General features: G+C 70.7%; 13 protein-coding genes and 2 pseudogenes. 4 read left to right on the forward strand and 11 right to left on the reverse strand.

Annotated features, from left to right (window positions below; all coding sequences use genetic code 11):
* Both T328_RS30045 and T328_RS30050 read left to right on the forward strand, forming a co-directional pair.
* Nucleotides 1-396: pseudogene (locus T328_RS30045) on the forward strand (transposase); the annotation flags it as partial.
* 582 nt (nt 397-978) lie between these two features.
* Nucleotides 979-1,329, forward strand: a complete 351-nt coding sequence (locus tag T328_RS30050; RefSeq protein WP_496499366.1) for a fluoride efflux transporter FluC — start codon at nt 979-981, stop codon at nt 1,327-1,329.
* Between the two features lie 108 nt (nt 1,330-1,437).
* Here T328_RS30050 and T328_RS30055 read toward each other — a convergent pair whose 3' ends face one another.
* Nucleotides 1,438-2,382, reverse strand: a complete 945-nt coding sequence (locus tag T328_RS30055; protein ID WP_496499367.1) for an MIP/aquaporin family protein — start codon at nt 2,380-2,382, stop codon at nt 1,438-1,440.
* Between the two features lie 712 nt (nt 2,383-3,094).
* Here T328_RS30055 and T328_RS30060 point away from each other — a divergent pair.
* The gene (locus T328_RS30060; RefSeq protein WP_496499368.1) at nt 3,095-3,574 is read left to right on the forward strand and encodes a TetR/AcrR family transcriptional regulator; all 480 of its coding nucleotides are present in this window, start codon (nt 3,095-3,097) and stop codon (nt 3,572-3,574) included.
* A gap of 155 nt (nt 3,575-3,729) precedes the next feature.
* Here T328_RS30060 and T328_RS30065 read toward each other — a convergent pair whose 3' ends face one another.
* The 4 genes and pseudogenes from T328_RS30065 to T328_RS30080 all read right to left on the reverse strand — a co-directional run bounded on the left by T328_RS30065 (nt 3,730) and on the right by T328_RS30080 (nt 6,966).
* Nucleotides 3,730-3,915, reverse strand: coding sequence for an SHOCT domain-containing protein (locus T328_RS30065; protein ID WP_496499452.1), 186 nt, complete (start codon nt 3,913-3,915; stop codon nt 3,730-3,732).
* 250 nt (nt 3,916-4,165) lie between these two features.
* Nucleotides 4,166-4,345 (reverse strand): annotated as a pseudogene (locus T328_RS30070) (transposase); the annotation flags it as partial.
* A 489-nt stretch (nt 4,346-4,834) separates the two neighbouring features.
* Nucleotides 4,835-5,551: a TetR/AcrR family transcriptional regulator gene (locus T328_RS30075; protein ID WP_496499369.1), complete on the reverse strand. Its 717-nt coding sequence runs from the start codon at nt 5,549-5,551 to the stop codon at nt 4,835-4,837.
* A 14-nt stretch (nt 5,552-5,565) separates the two neighbouring features.
* Complete coding sequence (locus T328_RS30080; protein ID WP_496499370.1) at nt 5,566-6,966, reverse strand: MFS transporter; 1,401 nt, start codon at nt 6,964-6,966, stop codon at nt 5,566-5,568.
* Between the two features lie 86 nt (nt 6,967-7,052).
* On the opposite strand from T328_RS30080, the gene T328_RS30085 reads away from it, so the two are divergent.
* Entirely contained in the window at nt 7,053-7,853 is an 801-nt protein-coding gene (locus T328_RS30085; protein WP_496499371.1) for a cysteine hydrolase family protein, read from the forward strand.
* Between the two features lie 15 nt (nt 7,854-7,868).
* On the opposite strand, the gene T328_RS30090 is transcribed toward T328_RS30085, so the two are convergent.
* The 6 genes from T328_RS30090 to T328_RS30115 all read right to left on the reverse strand — a co-directional run bounded on the left by T328_RS30090 (nt 7,869) and on the right by T328_RS30115 (nt 14,864).
* Nucleotides 7,869-8,588, reverse strand: coding sequence for a hypothetical protein (locus T328_RS30090; RefSeq protein WP_496499372.1), 720 nt, complete (start codon nt 8,586-8,588; stop codon nt 7,869-7,871).
* A gap of 5 nt (nt 8,589-8,593) precedes the next feature.
* Nucleotides 8,594-9,496 (reverse strand): carbohydrate ABC transporter permease, encoded by a 903-nt coding sequence (locus T328_RS30095; protein WP_496499373.1) that lies wholly within the window; start codon nt 9,494-9,496, stop codon nt 8,594-8,596.
* A complete protein-coding gene (locus T328_RS30100; RefSeq protein ID WP_496499374.1) occupies nt 9,493-10,434 on the reverse strand; it encodes a carbohydrate ABC transporter permease in 942 nt (313 codons plus the stop codon). The genes T328_RS30095 and T328_RS30100 overlap by 4 nt, the downstream gene beginning before the upstream one ends.
* Nucleotides 10,435-10,501: 67 nt before the next feature.
* Nucleotides 10,502-11,740, reverse strand: coding sequence for an ABC transporter substrate-binding protein (locus tag T328_RS30105; RefSeq protein WP_496499375.1), 1,239 nt, complete (start codon nt 11,738-11,740; stop codon nt 10,502-10,504).
* Between the two features lie 62 nt (nt 11,741-11,802).
* Nucleotides 11,803-13,851: a DUF2264 domain-containing protein gene (locus T328_RS30110; RefSeq protein ID WP_496499376.1), complete on the reverse strand. Its 2,049-nt coding sequence runs from the start codon at nt 13,849-13,851 to the stop codon at nt 11,803-11,805.
* A complete protein-coding gene (locus tag T328_RS30115; RefSeq protein ID WP_496499377.1) occupies nt 13,848-14,864 on the reverse strand; it encodes a hydroxyacid dehydrogenase in 1,017 nt (338 codons plus the stop codon). Before T328_RS30115 ends, T328_RS30110 begins: the two co-directional genes overlap by 4 nt.
* Nucleotides 14,865-14,907: the final 43 nt, after the last annotated feature.

The raw sequence follows: 14,907 nt of genomic DNA on the forward strand, positions 1-14,907 counted from the left end.
CTGCGGCTGACCGCCTTCGCCACCAACACCACCGGCATCCCCATCGCCGCCCTCGAACTGCGGCACCGCCAGCGCGCGAGGGCCGAGGACCGCATCCGCGCCGCCCGCGCCACCGGCCTGCGCAACCTGCCCCTGCACGACACCACCCAGAACCAGATCTGGTTGGAGATCGTCCAGATCGCCCTCGACCTCCTCGCATGGATGCCCATGCTCGCACTGAAAGGCGAAACACGCAGGTGAGAGCCCCGCCGGCTCCGGCTCCGCCTCTTCTCCGCCGCCGCCCAGATCGTCACCACCGCCCGCCGCCGGCACCTGAGATTCACCCGCCACTGGCCCTGGACCAACGTGATCACCGACGCCCTGGCACGACTCGAAGCTCTCCCGAACCCCGGCTGACCAGCACGTTCCCATCCCCGCGAGCAGCACCACCCGACCGGAGCCGTGGAACCCGGCGCCCACCCGACGCGACAGCCGGGCCATCAGCCTCACTACCACCAGCCCGAACACCGAAACGGCCCGCCGAACAAACCGACGGACCGTCACGAAAGATCGAGGCTAACTAATGGTGCGCCCTGCTCACCGCATCGAACGGTGCGCTGAATTCAGGGTGATCCGCCAAGAGGGTCGTGATGACGACGGCTTCTGTTCTGTCAAGGGTGGCAGTCCGGGCACCGCTCAGGAATTCTGCGCGCCCTGACCGCGCATGGCGTCCGTGCCGACCTCGTCATAGGTCTCGGAGGGTTCGCTGAGCACGGCGTTCTTTGCGGCCCGGCCCGACGTCCAGGGCGTCGAGGACCAAGCCCTCATGGGAACGCACCAGTGTGGCGTTCAACCTTTCGGCTGAATCCGGTTCATTCGCCGCCGCCGCTGCCTGTCTGGGGCCCATCGCCCGGCCACACTCCAAGCGGGTAGACAGCCTTTCCGCAGGCGTCGACCCGCCCCGCGGTCCGAACGCTGCTGAGAGGAATGCGTCTTGTGATGGTGCTGATGATGTTCCTGGGAGGGGTCGGCGGAGCCGTATTGCGTTTCGGCCTCGAAAAGGCGCTCTTCAAGGTGTGGGCCGCTGATCCGCTTCCGTGGGCCGCATTCGTGCTGAACTTCAGCGGCTGCTTCGCGCTCGGTTTCCTCCTGGGGGACCTGATCACGAGCAACCAGCCCAGTTCGGTCTATGTGCTCCTGGGCGGATCAGTAACAGCTTTCAGCATCTTCGGGCACGAACTTCTCAGGTTGACGCAGAGCGGACTGTATGGAATTGCCGGGCAGAGAGCGTTCACCGGCTGGCTGGTGGGCACTGGGGCAGCCACCGCTGGTGTGCTGACGGGGATGTAGGCGGCTTGACGCCTGGAGTCCTGACCCTGCCGTCACAGCGGGCAGCCGCCGGCGCGACGAGATGACGGATGCCGCGGCAGGACACCTGGGTGGGGCCGACACCGCTGCCTACTCCTCGTCGGAGGTGGTGGGGCGTGTTCGGCCGGGTTCTGGAAGCTCGCCCATCTGGGCCCGGAGGTGGAGCACGTCGCCGATGAAGAGGTCGTAGACCAGTACCCCGATCACCCCGCCGACGAGGGGCCCGACGATTGGAATCCACCAGTAACTGCTGAACGCCCCGGACAAGCTGCCCGGAAACGCCAGATCCTTCCAGCCCGCCATCCAGGTGAGCAGGCGCGGGCCGAAGTCGCGGGCCGGGTTGATGGCATAGCCGGCGTTCGCCCCGAACGACATGCCGATGGCCGCGACGGCGAACCCGATCAGCAGCGGACCGAGGTTCGCCTTCACCGCCGTGTTGCGCAGGTCGATGAGAGCCACGACCAGCATGACCAGGAAGGCGGTACCGACGATCTGGTCGATCAGCGGGCCCCAGATGCCGCCCTGGAAGTACGGTGCCGGGAAGGTGGCGAAGATCGAGAACGAGGCGAGTGTGTGCCCGCCCGTCTTGGGCCCCTCCATGGCGTCGTCGAAGGCGTTGATGGCGTCGTGGTACACGGCGTAGACCAGCGCCGCCCCGGCCAAGGCGCCGAGCACCTGTGACGCCCAGTAGGGGACGACCTTGGCCCAGGAGAACCTGCGGCGCACTGCGAACGCCAGCGTCACCGCCGGGTTGATGTGCGCTCCGCTGACCCCGCCGGCCACGTACACCCCGAAGACCACGGCCATCGCCCAGCCCCAAGTGATCAGCAGCCAGTCCCCGGCTCCGAGGAAGAACGTCGTGGGCCCCTCGGTACGGCCCGAACCGGGCAACGCCGCCACCGCCACCGCCACCACGCCGCAGCCAAAGGAGATGAGGACGAAGGTCCCCAGGAACTCCGACAGGCATTCACCCCACAGGCCCGCGCGGCGTCTGAGCCTAGAGGGTTTCACCAGAGGTCTAATCTCCACGGCCATGCGAGCCTCCTAGGGTTTTCTGCAGTCACGTCCGAACGCAGTAATCACGTTGTAACGCGGCTTGCAAGCCGCGGCAACGCGAAGGGGCCTTCGAGGCGCATGCAGACGGGGGAAGGGCAGGTCTACCAATCCGCACGTGACAAGACCATCAACACCTACCGGTGACGAGGCATGGATGAGTCATCTGACCCACTGAGTGGTGAGGTCCACCTATACGGGAAGGCGTACCATTCCACCCGGGATCAGACCGTGGCCCACTTCAACCTGCACATCGGCACTGCGGCAGGGCGGACTGCCTCCGGGGAAATCGATCCTGCCCGTGCGAAGGAGAAGTCCGATCCACGACTTGAACCGTAGAGTGCGGCACTGACAAGTACCGCGCGGTCTCGGTGCGGCCGAGTCCATTGCGACTTTTCTAGCCCGACGCGGCGGAGGTGCGCGCCCGGCTGGCAAGACCGCGCGGTGGTGTCCTGCGCCTGGCCTACGTTCACCGCGAGGCCACCGCGGGCGGTCTCCCTGTACTTCACCTACAACACAGCCGTGGGCTCAGACTACGGGTTCACTCGAGTGGCCGGACTTGGGGGTGGCCGGACGCCTTTGGAAGGGGTAGACAGTACTGGAAGAGTGGGACGCCGTGTCGGCCCTAAGCCAGTGAAATACACCCTTTGGGGTAGTTAGCGCTGGGCTCGTGAGACCGCTGGGACGGGGTGTCGTGATCACCCTTGAACGTGTCACCCGCCCGTGGTCGACCCAGGAGCGGCTGCTCGACGCGGCCGAGGACCTCTTCGCCACCCGCGGCTGCGCCGCCACCTCGCTTCGGAACGTCACCGAGACGGCCGGCGCGAACGTAGCCGCCGTCAACTGCCACTTAGGCTCCAAGGAGAAGCTGCTGCGCGCGATCGTCGAGCGCGCCATGGACTCCGTGAACGCCGAACGCTGCGACTGCTGGACGAGGTGTAGGTGGGCGGGCGGCGGACGAGTGCGGAGGAAATTCGTGCGCGCCTTCGTGTCGACCGGAGACCGGATCGGGGAGAAGGCAGGGGAGCGCGGACCGGCGGTGGCCCGGTTTCTCGCGCGTATCATGTGCGAACCCGACCCGGCCATCCGGCGTCTCTTCGGCAGCGAGGTCGGCCGGGGCGAGGGGCAGTACCTCGACGCTTTGATTCGCGGCCCTACCTCGCGTGCCGCGTGACGAGGTCGCGCTCCGCTATCGCGCCATGGTCAGGCTGCTTGCGCTGCACCAGTCGGGGAGTCTCGCCGACCTCGCACCGGGGGAGCGGCCCGAGTCGGAGGTCGGCGGCGTCGAGAGTGGCCCGGAGCGCCTGATCGCACTGCTGACCGCGGCCGTCAGCGCTTCGGCGTCGTCAGGAGCGCGTCCAGCCGCGGGGTGAACTCCTCGTGGCTGACCTCGCCGCGGGCGTATCGGTCCTTGAGGATTTCCACGGCAGGCTCGTCGGGTGCTATCTGCGGCGCGGCGGCGGGCCTCGCCGTATGGGGCGGGCGCAGCAGGGGAGCGAGGGCCAGTCCGGGCACCGGCCATGCGGAGAGCGTGCCGCCGCACGCGCCATCTCAGCTCGCCGCCTTCCCCGCGACGCCGATGATGCACGGACTCGCGGGCTGCGGGCGGCCGTTGATGAGGAAGTCGAAGCGCCGGATGTGCTCGATGGTGAAGCCGCGTCCTTGATGGCCTGTTCGGAGTCGCGGGTGAGGTTGCAACCGCCGCCGAGCAGCGGCCAGACGATGTTGAAGCGGCGCTGCTTGCGGGCGAAGCGGGGGTCGGCGGAACGGTCGACCAGGCACCGAACTCGGCGGGCATTTCCCGCCACTGCCCGCCTCCGAAACCGCCACAGCACCCCCTCGAACTGCTGCCGCAGCCGCACCGGGTACGGGCCGTACTCGCCGATCGACAGGTGCGGTTTTCGATGAACTCCCATTCCACGTCGGCCAGTTGCGCACATGTCACGCAAGACGATCTATCGGATCGAAGATCAGCGCGAGGGGAAAACCCGCTCATTGATCACTACCCGATACGCACCCTAGCCCAGGGCCAGCCGCGTGTAGTGAGTGACGGCGCGGGCGTAGTGGTCGACTCGCCCCTCGGACACAGACCTCCCCCGAATGCTGCGGATCCAGATCGGCCCCGACCCGCCCCCATAGGCGTTCGGGCGGGGATCTGATTCGAGGCGGGGGAAACGTCGCTCTGGAGCCAGGATCGCCGGACCGCCTACCGGACCGCGTGAACCGCGGCGAGGCCGAGCCCGCGGCCATCGAGCGGTCGCAGCAGCGCTTCGACAACCACTACGGAGGCGGTGCCAGTGCAGGTCAGCTTCGTCAGGAGGGGGCTGGGGCTCGTCCCGGCCCTACCGGCCTGCTCGCGGCGCCGCTGACCGGCTGACGCCGGGCTGGATCTACGGGTGACCCGCCATGGCGATCCTGACGCACGGCGCGCCCCTCAGTCCGCCGGGGCGGTGGAGCACGCCGTGTAGTGGGAGAGGAAGACGTCCACTCCGGCGGCGACCGTCTCGTCCAGATCGGCGTCGTCGACCTCGCGGTCCGGCAGGAAGGTCCGGATGAGCTGGGGTGCCCCGATGGTCATGCCGACGAGCTGGCGCATGGCTCGCTCCGGGTCCGGGACGGTGAGCACACCCCGCTTGTCCAGCTCGGTGAACGCCTCGATCAGGGGGGTGTCCATCATCTCGTGGGTGATGCGGTACCACAGCGCCCCGAGCTGCGGAAAGCGGTTGATCTCGCCGATGACGAGGCGGCGCAGCGGCATGATGTCCTCGCACAGCACGCGCCGGGCCCACGGGCCGATGTAGTCGATCAGTGCGCGACGCAGGTCCGGCGCCTCGGTGATCTTCGAGCTGTGCGGCTCCAGACCGGTGTACGCGTTGATGAGGATCCCGCCGTTGACAGCGAGGAAGAGCCGCTCCTTGTTGCCGAAGTGGTTGTAGATGGTGGGCTTGGACACCCCGGCGCGCCGGGCGACGGCGTCGACGGAGGTGGCAGCGTATCCCTCGCGCAGGAACTCCGCCGCAGCCGCGTCGATGATCGCCTGCCGCTTGCGTTCCGAGGAACTCACCGGTGTGGCGAGGATCGGGATGCCGTACTCGTCGAGGTCGGGGGCGGGTGTCTCGGCGGCGTTCTCCGCGGTGCCAGGAGGAACCATGGTGCCAGCATAAACTAAACCGTTTGGTTTCTGCCGGTGCGCGCTGCCGCCCTGGTGACCGACATCGTCGCAAGCGGGAAGAGAGCCGCGGCCCCCAGGGCCGGGGCGAGTCCCACGACGGGTGTCAGCATGGCCAGCAGCGCCGGGCCGACCACGCTGCCGAACTGGAAGGCGAGGTTGAACAGGCCGATCGCCTGCGTCCGCAGCGGGTGGGGCAGGGTGGCGGTGGCGGAGGCCACCAGGACGCCCTGGGCCGCCGCCGCGGCGAACGCGCCCGCCGCGGCCCCCAGTAGCAGCACCGGAGCGGCGGGAGCGAGGCCGGCCAACAGGGCGGCCGTCGCGGCGGTGACGGTCAGCGCGAGCGCGGTACGTCGGAAGCCGAGCCTGAGGTGGACCCCCGCCATGGCCCAGGAGAGCGCGGCGCCGGTCACGGCGGCAGGAACCAGCACCGTGCCGACACGGGTCGGCGCCCATCCCGTCTGCGCCGCAAGCAACTGCGGCGCGGCGTAGATGAGCGCGAAGTTGATGGTCGCGATGCTCAGCACCAGAGCCGAGGAGACCACGAACGGGCGGTTTCCGATGACCGGCGCCGGCAGGAATCCACGCGGCCGGGCGCGCACCCGGAAGGCCAGCGCCACCACGGCGCCGAGCCCGATCGCCGCGACTGCGAGCAGAGCCGGCGCGGACAGGCCGCCCGCGGGTCCCTGGAGCGCGAGGAAGACCGCGGTCACGACCGCCGTGAGCAGACCGGCGCCGGTCGCGTCGAAGCGTTCGGAGGCGGGGGCGGGCGCACCGCCGGCATGGCGCGCGATGGCCGGGGCGGCGACCAGGCTCAGCGCCGGGAGCGCCAATGCGACCCGCCACGAAGACGCCTCGGCGACCGCCGAGCCGATCAGCGGGCCGGTCGCGCCGGACATGCCGATGCCCGCGGTGATCAGCCCGAGGCGGCGTTGCCGCGCCCGCTCCGGCTCCATCTCCCGGGCGATGCCCATGGCCAGGACGACCGTCGCGCCCGCTCCGGCGGCCAGCGCCGCGCGGCCGGCCACCACCGCGGGCAGCGGCGGTGCCGCCAGTACGAGGCCGGCACCGAGCGCCAGCAGCGTGCAGCCCGCCGCCAGCGCGACGCGCCGGCCCAGCCTCCCGGCCAGCGCGGCGAGCAGCGGCATGCCCATCGCCATCCCCCAGCCGTAGATCGTGAGCAGCCAGGTGGCCGCGCCGATCGAGGTGCCCAGGTCGTCGGCGGCAGTGGGCAGCAGCAGGCTCGTCGCGGAGATGCCCAGCGAGACCGGCAACGCCATCCCGACGAGCGCGACGACGCCGGCCGACGGCGAACCCGGCGTGGCGTGCGAGGCGGAGGTCGTGGAGCGGGCCGTGCCGGCCGGGCGACCTGGGCGGTGAGCGGCGGACGTCATCATGCACAACCAAACTATACGGTTCAGTCAGATGATTGAACTATACGGTGTGGTTGCTCTCTTTTACCACACGGTTTAGTGTGGTTCGCATGACCGGAGACATCACTCCCCCCTCATCGACGGGCGGCCTGCTGACCCTCGACGCAACGCCGGCGGCCATCGGCGTCGTCGCGGCGCGTACGGCGGTCGTCGTAGTGGACATGCAGAACGATTTCGGCGCCGAAGGAGGCATGGTCGACCTTGCCGGAGACGACCTCTCAGTGCTCCGCGCGACGATCGGCCCCACCGCCCGCGTCCTGGCCGCCGCGCGCCGAGCCGGCATACAGGTCATCTACACCCAGCACGGGTATCGGCCGGACCTGTCGGACATGGGTCCCCAGGACTCCAAGAACTGGATCATCCACGAGGCCCTGAACGTCGGGAAGCGCGTCACCGAGCCCGACGGCTCGGACAGTCGCATCCTCGTCCGCGACACCTGGAATACCCGGATCGTGCCCGAACTCGCCCCCGAGGACGGCGACATCGTGCTCGGTAAGACCCGCTTCAGCGGGTTCCACAACACCGAGCTGGACGCCACCCTCCAACGCCTCCGCGTCCGCAGCCTGCTGGTGGCCGGATGGACCACCAGCGACTGCGTCGAGGCGACCGTCCGGGACGCGATGCTGCGCGACTACCGGACCATCCTGCTGGCCGACTGCACCGGCGAACCGCACGGACCGGCCCACTACGCGTCAACCGTCGGCCTCATCGCGAAGATGCACGGATGGGTCTCGGACTCGACCAGCTTCCTCAAGGCGCTCCGGGAGCGAGACGAAGCCACGGCCAACGGACCAGGACACCGTGAAGCGGCACGACCGGTTGCGGGATCACCGGCGGGGCCGGAAGCGTAATGGCGGCGTCCCGATTCACGTGTGCGCCGCCTCGGAGAGCAACGGCGCCACGGCGTAGCGGGTGTTGGCCCACACCACGTACAGCAGCGGGGCCAACGCCACGAGCAGGCCGACGACCGGCTGCAGCAGCACGACGGCGGTCGCGAGGCCCAGCAGGGCCACGTTGGCGACGGCGAGGTACCAGCGCCGCGCGACCACGGCCAGGCACGGCCACAGCAGGCCGCGCAGCCGGGGAGCCGCGCCGGCCGGCCGCGCCGCGAGCACCGTGACGACGGCGATCACCGCGGCGCCTACCAGCACCGCCGAGGTGGCGAACAGCGGTACCAGCGCCGGCCCCCAGGCGGTTCGCGCCAGCACCACGGCGTCCGCGACCAGCACCCCGGCCAGTCCGGTGCCGAGCACCCAGACCGCGACCGCGCGCCCGCCCGCGCGGCGGTACGCGCCCCAGAACGGGCGCAGCACCACCGGCGAGCCGTCCTCGTCCAGGGCGGCGAAGCAGCCGAAGACACCGGCCAGCGCCGGCGCGCACAGACAGGAGAGCACGGCGAAGAACGGCCAGGACGCGAGCGGGTCCCGTACGACCGCGAGCGCCGCCAGCAGCGGCGCGATCGCCAGCGCGAACTGGACGTTGGCCACCAGGCCGACGTAGACGACGCCGAAGACCCGGTCGTACGTCGCCTGCGCGGCCGGGCGGAACATCCCGCGCGTACCCGGGCGGGCGGTGGGCCGGCTCATGGCGCTCACCCCTTCATTCCGGTGGTGGCGATGCCGCGGATGAAGTATCGCTGGCCCAGCAGGAAGATGACGACGACGGGCAGCACGGAGACCACCGCCCCGGTCATGATCATCGCGTACCGGGCCTCGTACAGGCCGATGAAGGAGCGCAGGCCGAGCTGGACCGTCCACAGGTCGTTGCTGGAGAGGTAGATGAACGGGCCCATGTAGTCGTTCCAGGTGTTCACGAACGTCAGCAGGGCCAGGCTCGCCAGCGCCGGCTTCGACAGCGGCAGCATGATCCGCCAGTAGATGCCGTACTCGCTGAGCCCGTCGATGCGGGCCGCCTCCACCAGTTCGTCCGGGATCGACATGTAGTACTGCCGCATGAGGAACACGCCGAAGGCGCTGAACGCCTGGAGCAGGATGATCGCCCAGAACGTGTTCGTCAGCCCGGCGTCCTCCATCATGATGTACTGCGGCACCATGTACGCCTGCCAGGGCACCGCGATGGTGCCGATGTAGGCGAGAAAGAGCGCGTCACGCCCCGGGAAGCGGACCTTGGCGAAGCCGTAGGCGGCGAAGCTGCCGGTGAGCACCTGCAGACAGGTGATCACGACGGACAGATACGCGGAGTTCTTCAGATACTGCAGCATCGGGATCTCGTCCCAGATCTCCGAGTAGTTCGACCAGCGGAATTCCTCGGGTATCCACTGGACGGGGATGGCGAAGACCTGGCTGTCGCGCTTGAGCGACGAGGAGATCATCCAGACGAACGGGACCAGGACCAGCGCGGCCACGGCGAGCAGGCCGGCGTAGGCCGCGACGGTGCGGACCACCCGGCGGGCGGACCGGCCGCGGCGCGGCGGCGCGGCGGGGGCTTCGGGAGGGGCACCGGGCGACGCGGCGGTGCCCAGCAGGGCGGTCATCGGGCGTCCCTCCGTTCGTTGAGGCGGAACTGGACGACGGTGATGGTCAGCACGATGACGAACAGCACCAGCGCGATGGCCGAGGAGTAGCCGTAGTCGCCGTCCCTGATGCCCTCGCGGTAGACGAGTTGCGCGAGGACGAGGGTGCTGCGCCCCGGTCCGCCGTCGGTCATCACCACGATGAGGTCCAGGATTTTGAAGCTCTGGATCGTCAGCATGACGAGGACGAAGAAGGTGGTGGGGCGCAGGCCGGGCAGGGTGACGTGCCAGAAGCGCTGCCAGGCGTTGGCGCCGTCCACCCGGGCGGCCTCGTAGTACTCGGTGGGGATGGTCTGCAGGCCGGCGAGGTACAGCACCATGTAGTAGCCCATGTCGCGCCAGACGCTCGTGATGATGACGGCGGGCATGGCCCAGTCGGTGTCGGTCGTCCAGCCCGGCGGGTTGGCCGCGCCCAGCGCTTCCAGGCCCTGGTTGACCGGCCCGGTGGTGGGGTTGAAGAGCATGTTCCACACCACCGCGACGGCCACCAGCGAGGTGATGTAGGGGAAGAACGCCACGGTGCGGAAGAACTTCGCGCCGCGGATCTTCCGGTTGAGCACGATGGCGAGCGCCAGCGACGCGACGAGCGTGAGCGGGATGTGGCCGCCGGCGTAGAAGAGGGTGTTGGTGAGGGCGACCTGGAAGTTCTCGTCGTCGAGCATGCGCTCGAAGTTGTCCAGGCCGACCCATTCCGGTGAGCTGACGGCGTCCCACTCCAGGAACGCCAGCGCGAAGGCCGCGACCACCGGAACCAGCGTGAACAACGCGAACCCGATGAAGTTGGGCAGGATGAAGCTCCACCCGATCAGCGTGTTCCGCCAGGTACGGCGCCGCTGGATGCTGCGGCGGGACCGGCCGGCGGGGGCCGGTGTCGTCTTCTGCGGGGATGCTAGAGCCATGATCGTGGTCCTCGTCCTGGGGAGCGGCGGGCCCGGACCCGGCCGGGCCCCGCGCGGCTCGGGCCGGCTAGTCGAGGACCTCGTCGCGGACGCGGTCGCTCATCGAGCTGATCCCGTCCTCGATCGACTTGTCGCCCACCATGATCAGTTCGTGCTCCTCCATGAGGATCGTGTCGACGTCGGCGGTGTACTCGCTGACGGGCATCTCCAGGGCGACCTCGTCGGGCTCGAACGCCTCGGCCGACAGCTTGTCGGTGGGCATGCCGTCGAGTTCGAGGTACGCCTGCGTGAGCTCGGTGGACTGCAGCGCCGGCACCACGCCGACCTCGGTGATCGCCTCGGCGCCAGGCCGGCCGGCGGCGAACTCGACGAACTCCCGGGCCACCTCGGAGTTCTCCGCCTTGCTGTTGACGCCGAACGCGGTCGGTGAGCCGAACGTCGTCGTCGAGGTCGCACCCGTGCGCTGCGGCAGCGGGGCCATGCCCCACTCGACGTCGCTGTCGCCGTTCTTCTTCGCCTTCATGACGTGCGCGGCGAACCAGGTGCCCATGGGGAGCATGGCGGCCTTGCCGGACTCGAACATCGTGTTGTAGTCAGCCTGCTGGGCGGTGGCCGTGCCGAAGTCGAGGGTGGTTCCGGAGTCCTGCAGCTCCATGGCGGTCTCGTACTGCTCGGTGAAGAAGTCGTAGTCGCCGCCGAGTTGGTCGCCGCCGTTCTGGGCGGCGGCGACGGCCTGGACGACCGAGCGCCAGACGTGCTGGTACGTGCCGTAGACCTTCTCCCCGCCGCTGCCCTCGGTGAGCTGCTCGGCCAGGTCGACGTACTCGTCCCAGGTGAGGTCCTCCGGGTAGTCCACCCCGGCCTCGTCGAAGAGCTTCTTGTTGTAGTAGAGCAGCCAGAAGTCCTGCCGGTAGGGCAGGGCGTAGTACGAGCCGTCGCTGTCGAACGCCTCCAGGCCGGCGAGGTCCTTCTCGCCGCCGGCCGGCATCGCGTCGGTGACGTCCTGCAGCTGGCCGCGGCTGGACCAGCGGGCGTAGTCGGTCACGTTCTTGACGGTGATCACGTCGGTGCTGTCACCGCCCGCGAGCATCGTGGTCACCTTGTCGGGATAGTCGTCCGCCAGGATGTCCACCGGTTCGATCGTGACCTTGGGGTGCGTCTCCTCGAAGGCGTCGAACAGCGCCTGGAACTCCGGGGTGTCCTTCAGGTTCCACACCGACACGGTCAGTGTGGTCTTCCCGTTCCCGTCGCCGGAGTCGCCGCCCGAGCCGCAGCCGGTCAGGACGAGGGACAGCGCCGACAGCACGCCCAGGCCCCTGACCAGGTGTCGCGGCCCTCCGGCCGCCCTTCCCCGTGTCCTTGGAATCCTCATCGATCCGTTTCCTCTCCACAGGTCCCGTCCCCGAGGCCCGCCCCCGAGGTCCCGAGTCTTGATGGGGTGCCCTGCCGCCACGGCCCTTCGGGGGCCGGCAGGTCGATCTCGGTCCGGCTGCCGTCGGGCCAGCCGATGTGCACGGCGCCGGCGGTCAGCCGGACGTGCGGCGGCGCGGCCTCGCCGGTGCCGGTCAGCCCGTACAGCCCGATCGCCGCGGCGTGCCAGCGGCCCGGCGCCACGGGGCCGGTGAGCCAGGGCGTCAGGCTGTGGCCGCCGAGCGGGCTCGCGTCGTCGTCGGCGCTGGTGCCGGCGTCGTCGAAGCCCTCGACCGCCTGGGCGACGGAGGCCAGCCGTGCGGTACGCGCCTGGGCCCGACTGCCCGGCTTCGCACGCCCGTCGATCGCCTCGCCGGCCAGCGGCCAGCCGCCGACGCGCAGCCGGACGGCGGCGGTCAGTGCCCCGGGTACGTCGGGCAGCGGATCGACGCGCACGCAGCGCACCTCCCAGGCGCCGCGCAGCGCCGAGAGGGTCGTGACGGCCGCGGCGTCGGTCGCCGCCCCGGGCCGGCCGGAGCCGTGGTCGCGGCCTCCGGGCTCGGGTTCGAGCCAGTGCGCGCGGGCCGTCGAGGCGCCGATCGCGACGTCGCCGATCCGGCCGGTGTGCAGCATCCGCATGCCCGTTCTGTGGGTGGCCCGGCGGCCGGCGTCCAGCAGGACGACCGACTGGTCGACCGGTGACGTCCACGCCTCCTCCGACAGCAGCGGCGCCGTCCCGGTCGAGTAGCCGAGCCGGGCGTAGAGCGGTGAGTCGCCGTCCCGGGAGCCGGGCAGGGCGTGGTCGGTGCCGTGGTTGACCACGCGCACCAGCCCGTCCCGCCGGGTGCCGCTGACCAGCCAGCCCGGGGCGCGTACGACCCGCGTACGGTCCTCCCGCTCCACCGGCAGCGGCTCCTCGGCGGCGCGCCACACCGGATGGTCGGGGCCGAGCGCGATACCGAGCATCCCCTTGGCCGCCCAGTACGGCGAGGACGGTCCGGAGTAGCTCTGCGCAAGCCGCCGCCACTCGTGGTGCCAGCCGCAGGTCAGCAGGCCGCGGTGGTCGGGGACGCCGTGGGCGTCGAAGTGCGCCATGATGCCGGAGGCGGCGCGGCGCAGCTGTCCGGGGCGTACGGTCCGTACGCCTGCCAGCGCCCCCGCCCACAGCGGGGCGGCGGCGGCGAACCGGTAGATGAGGCTGCGCCCTTGGACGAGCGGGGAGCCGTCGGCGCCGACGAGGTGCAGGTAGTCGTCGAGGAACCGCTCCAGCCGCAGCCGGTCGGTCTCGCCGCGCGCGGCGGCCTGCTCCGCGCCGCCCGCCATGCGCGCCCAGAGCACCGGGTAGAGGTGCAGCGCCCAGCCGCCGTAGTGGTCGAAGCCGCGCTCGTCGCCGTCGGCGAACCAGCCGTCCCCGCGGTAGAAGGAGTCGTGCGCGGCGAGGTCGGCCTCGATGTCGGCGGCGGACCAGGGGCCGCCCACGGAGCGCAGGAAGGTCTCGACGACGATGCGGAACCAGACCCAGTTGCAGCGGGGGTAGTCGTCGTCCCCGACGACGGGGGCGAGGTAGTCGACGATCCGCTCCTGGACGCCGGCCGCGAGCCGGTCCCAGAGCCACGGCCGGGTCATGTCGAGGATCAGGGCGAGGGCGGCGGCCTCGACCTTGGCCTGCGGGTGCTCGTCCGGCCGGGGCCAGCGCTCCGCGGCGCCGGGGTCGGTGCCGGCGTCGAGGCCGCGGGCGTACCACTCGGCCAGCCCGTCCGGGTCGCGGCCCTGCTCCCCCGCCAGCCGGAAGCCGGCCAGCAGGAAGGTGCGGGCGAAGCCCTCCAGCCCGTCGACGGCGGTGCCGTAGCCGCCCGGGGGGCCGGGGAGGGTGAGGCGGGCGTGCCGGGGTGAGGCGTAGGGGCGTACGGCGTGCAGCATGCGGTCGGCGAGCGCCGTCCAGCGCTCGCGGGTCCAGCCCGTGAGGGGGGCGAGGGCGGCGTCGGTGGCCCGGGCCGGGGTGCTCATGCGCTGGCCGCGAACTCGTCGGGGTTGACGGGCGCGTGCGGCGGCCGTCCGGACAGGAAGCGCTCCAGCTCGTCCAGGGCGCTCTCGCTCATCCGCCGGGTCTCCGCGCCGAGCGAGCCGGCGATGTGCGGCGTGATCATGACATTGGGCAGCTCGTACAGCACCGAGTCGGCGGGCAGCGGCTCCGGTTCGGTGACGTCGAGGATGGCGTCCAGCCGGCCGGAGGCGCACTCGCGCTCCAGGGCGGCGGTGTCGAGCACGGCTCCGCGCGCGGTGTTGATGACGGTCGCCCCGTCGCGCAGCAGGGCGAGTTCGGCCGCCCCGATGAGGTGCCGGGTGGCGGGCAGCGACGGCACGTGCAGGGTGAGGACGTCGCAGCCGCGCAGCAGTTGCGGCAGCTCCACCAGTGCGGCGCCGGCCGCGGCCACCTCGGCGGCGTCGGCGTACGGGTCCGCGACCAGGACGTCGACTTCGAGGTCGCGCAGCCGCTCCAGCACCCGGCGGCCGACGTGCGAGAGGCCGACGACGCCGATCGTGCGCCCGCGGTTCGACAGTTCGCCGCGGCGCTCGCGGTAGGCCCAGTCCGCGCGGTGCGTACGGGCGTCCTGGGCGAGGAACGGCGCCTTCTTCCCGGCGAAGACGACGGCGGCGAGGGTGAACTCCGCGACGGGCACGGCGTTGTGCTCGACGGCGTTCGTGACCAGCAGCCCGCGTCGCCACACCTCGTCGGTCACCAGCTCCCGCACGCTGCCCGCGCAGTGGAAGACCGCCCGCAGCGACGGCGCCGCGGCCAGCCGCTCGGCGGTCAGCCGCGGACAGCCCCACGACGTGAGCAGCACGTCGACCTCCGCCAGCCGCCGCCGGGCCCGCGGGGTGTCCAGGTCGTCGGTGACGACCGGCTCGGCGAGCCGGACGAGTGAGCGCAGCCGGCGCAGCTGCGGGTCGTGGAACTGCACGCGAAAGGTCGCGGGATCCATGAGCAGCAGGGCCTGGGATGGGTTGTTGATCGTCACGCCGGTCCTCACTCGGGGGAGGGGAGCAGTGAGCAGTAAGCGC

This window comes from Streptomyces sp. CNX435, assembly GCF_059570575.1.

Coding starts and splice junctions, on each gene's coding strand:
- T328_RS30050 (WP_496499366.1), top strand. CDS start 979: ATGGTGCTGATGATGTTCCTGGGAGGGGTCGGCGGAGCCGTATTGCGT.
- T328_RS30055 (WP_496499367.1), bottom strand. CDS start 2,382: ATGGCCGTGGAGATTAGACCTCTGGTGAAACCCTCTAGGCTCAGACGC.
- T328_RS30075 (WP_496499369.1), bottom strand. CDS start 5,551: ATGGTTCCTCCTGGCACCGCGGAGAACGCCGCCGAGACACCCGCCCCC.
- T328_RS30080 (WP_496499370.1), bottom strand. CDS start 6,966: ATGATGACGTCCGCCGCTCACCGCCCAGGTCGCCCGGCCGGCACGGCC.
- T328_RS30085 (WP_496499371.1), top strand. CDS start 7,053: ATGACCGGAGACATCACTCCCCCCTCATCGACGGGCGGCCTGCTGACC.
- T328_RS30090 (WP_496499372.1), bottom strand. CDS start 8,588: ATGAGCCGGCCCACCGCCCGCCCGGGTACGCGCGGGATGTTCCGCCCG.
- T328_RS30095 (WP_496499373.1), bottom strand. CDS start 9,496: ATGACCGCCCTGCTGGGCACCGCCGCGTCGCCCGGTGCCCCTCCCGAA.
- T328_RS30100 (WP_496499374.1), bottom strand. CDS start 10,434: ATGGCTCTAGCATCCCCGCAGAAGACGACACCGGCCCCCGCCGGCCGG.
- T328_RS30110 (WP_496499376.1), bottom strand. CDS start 13,851: ATGAGCACCCCGGCCCGGGCCACCGACGCCGCCCTCGCCCCCCTCACG.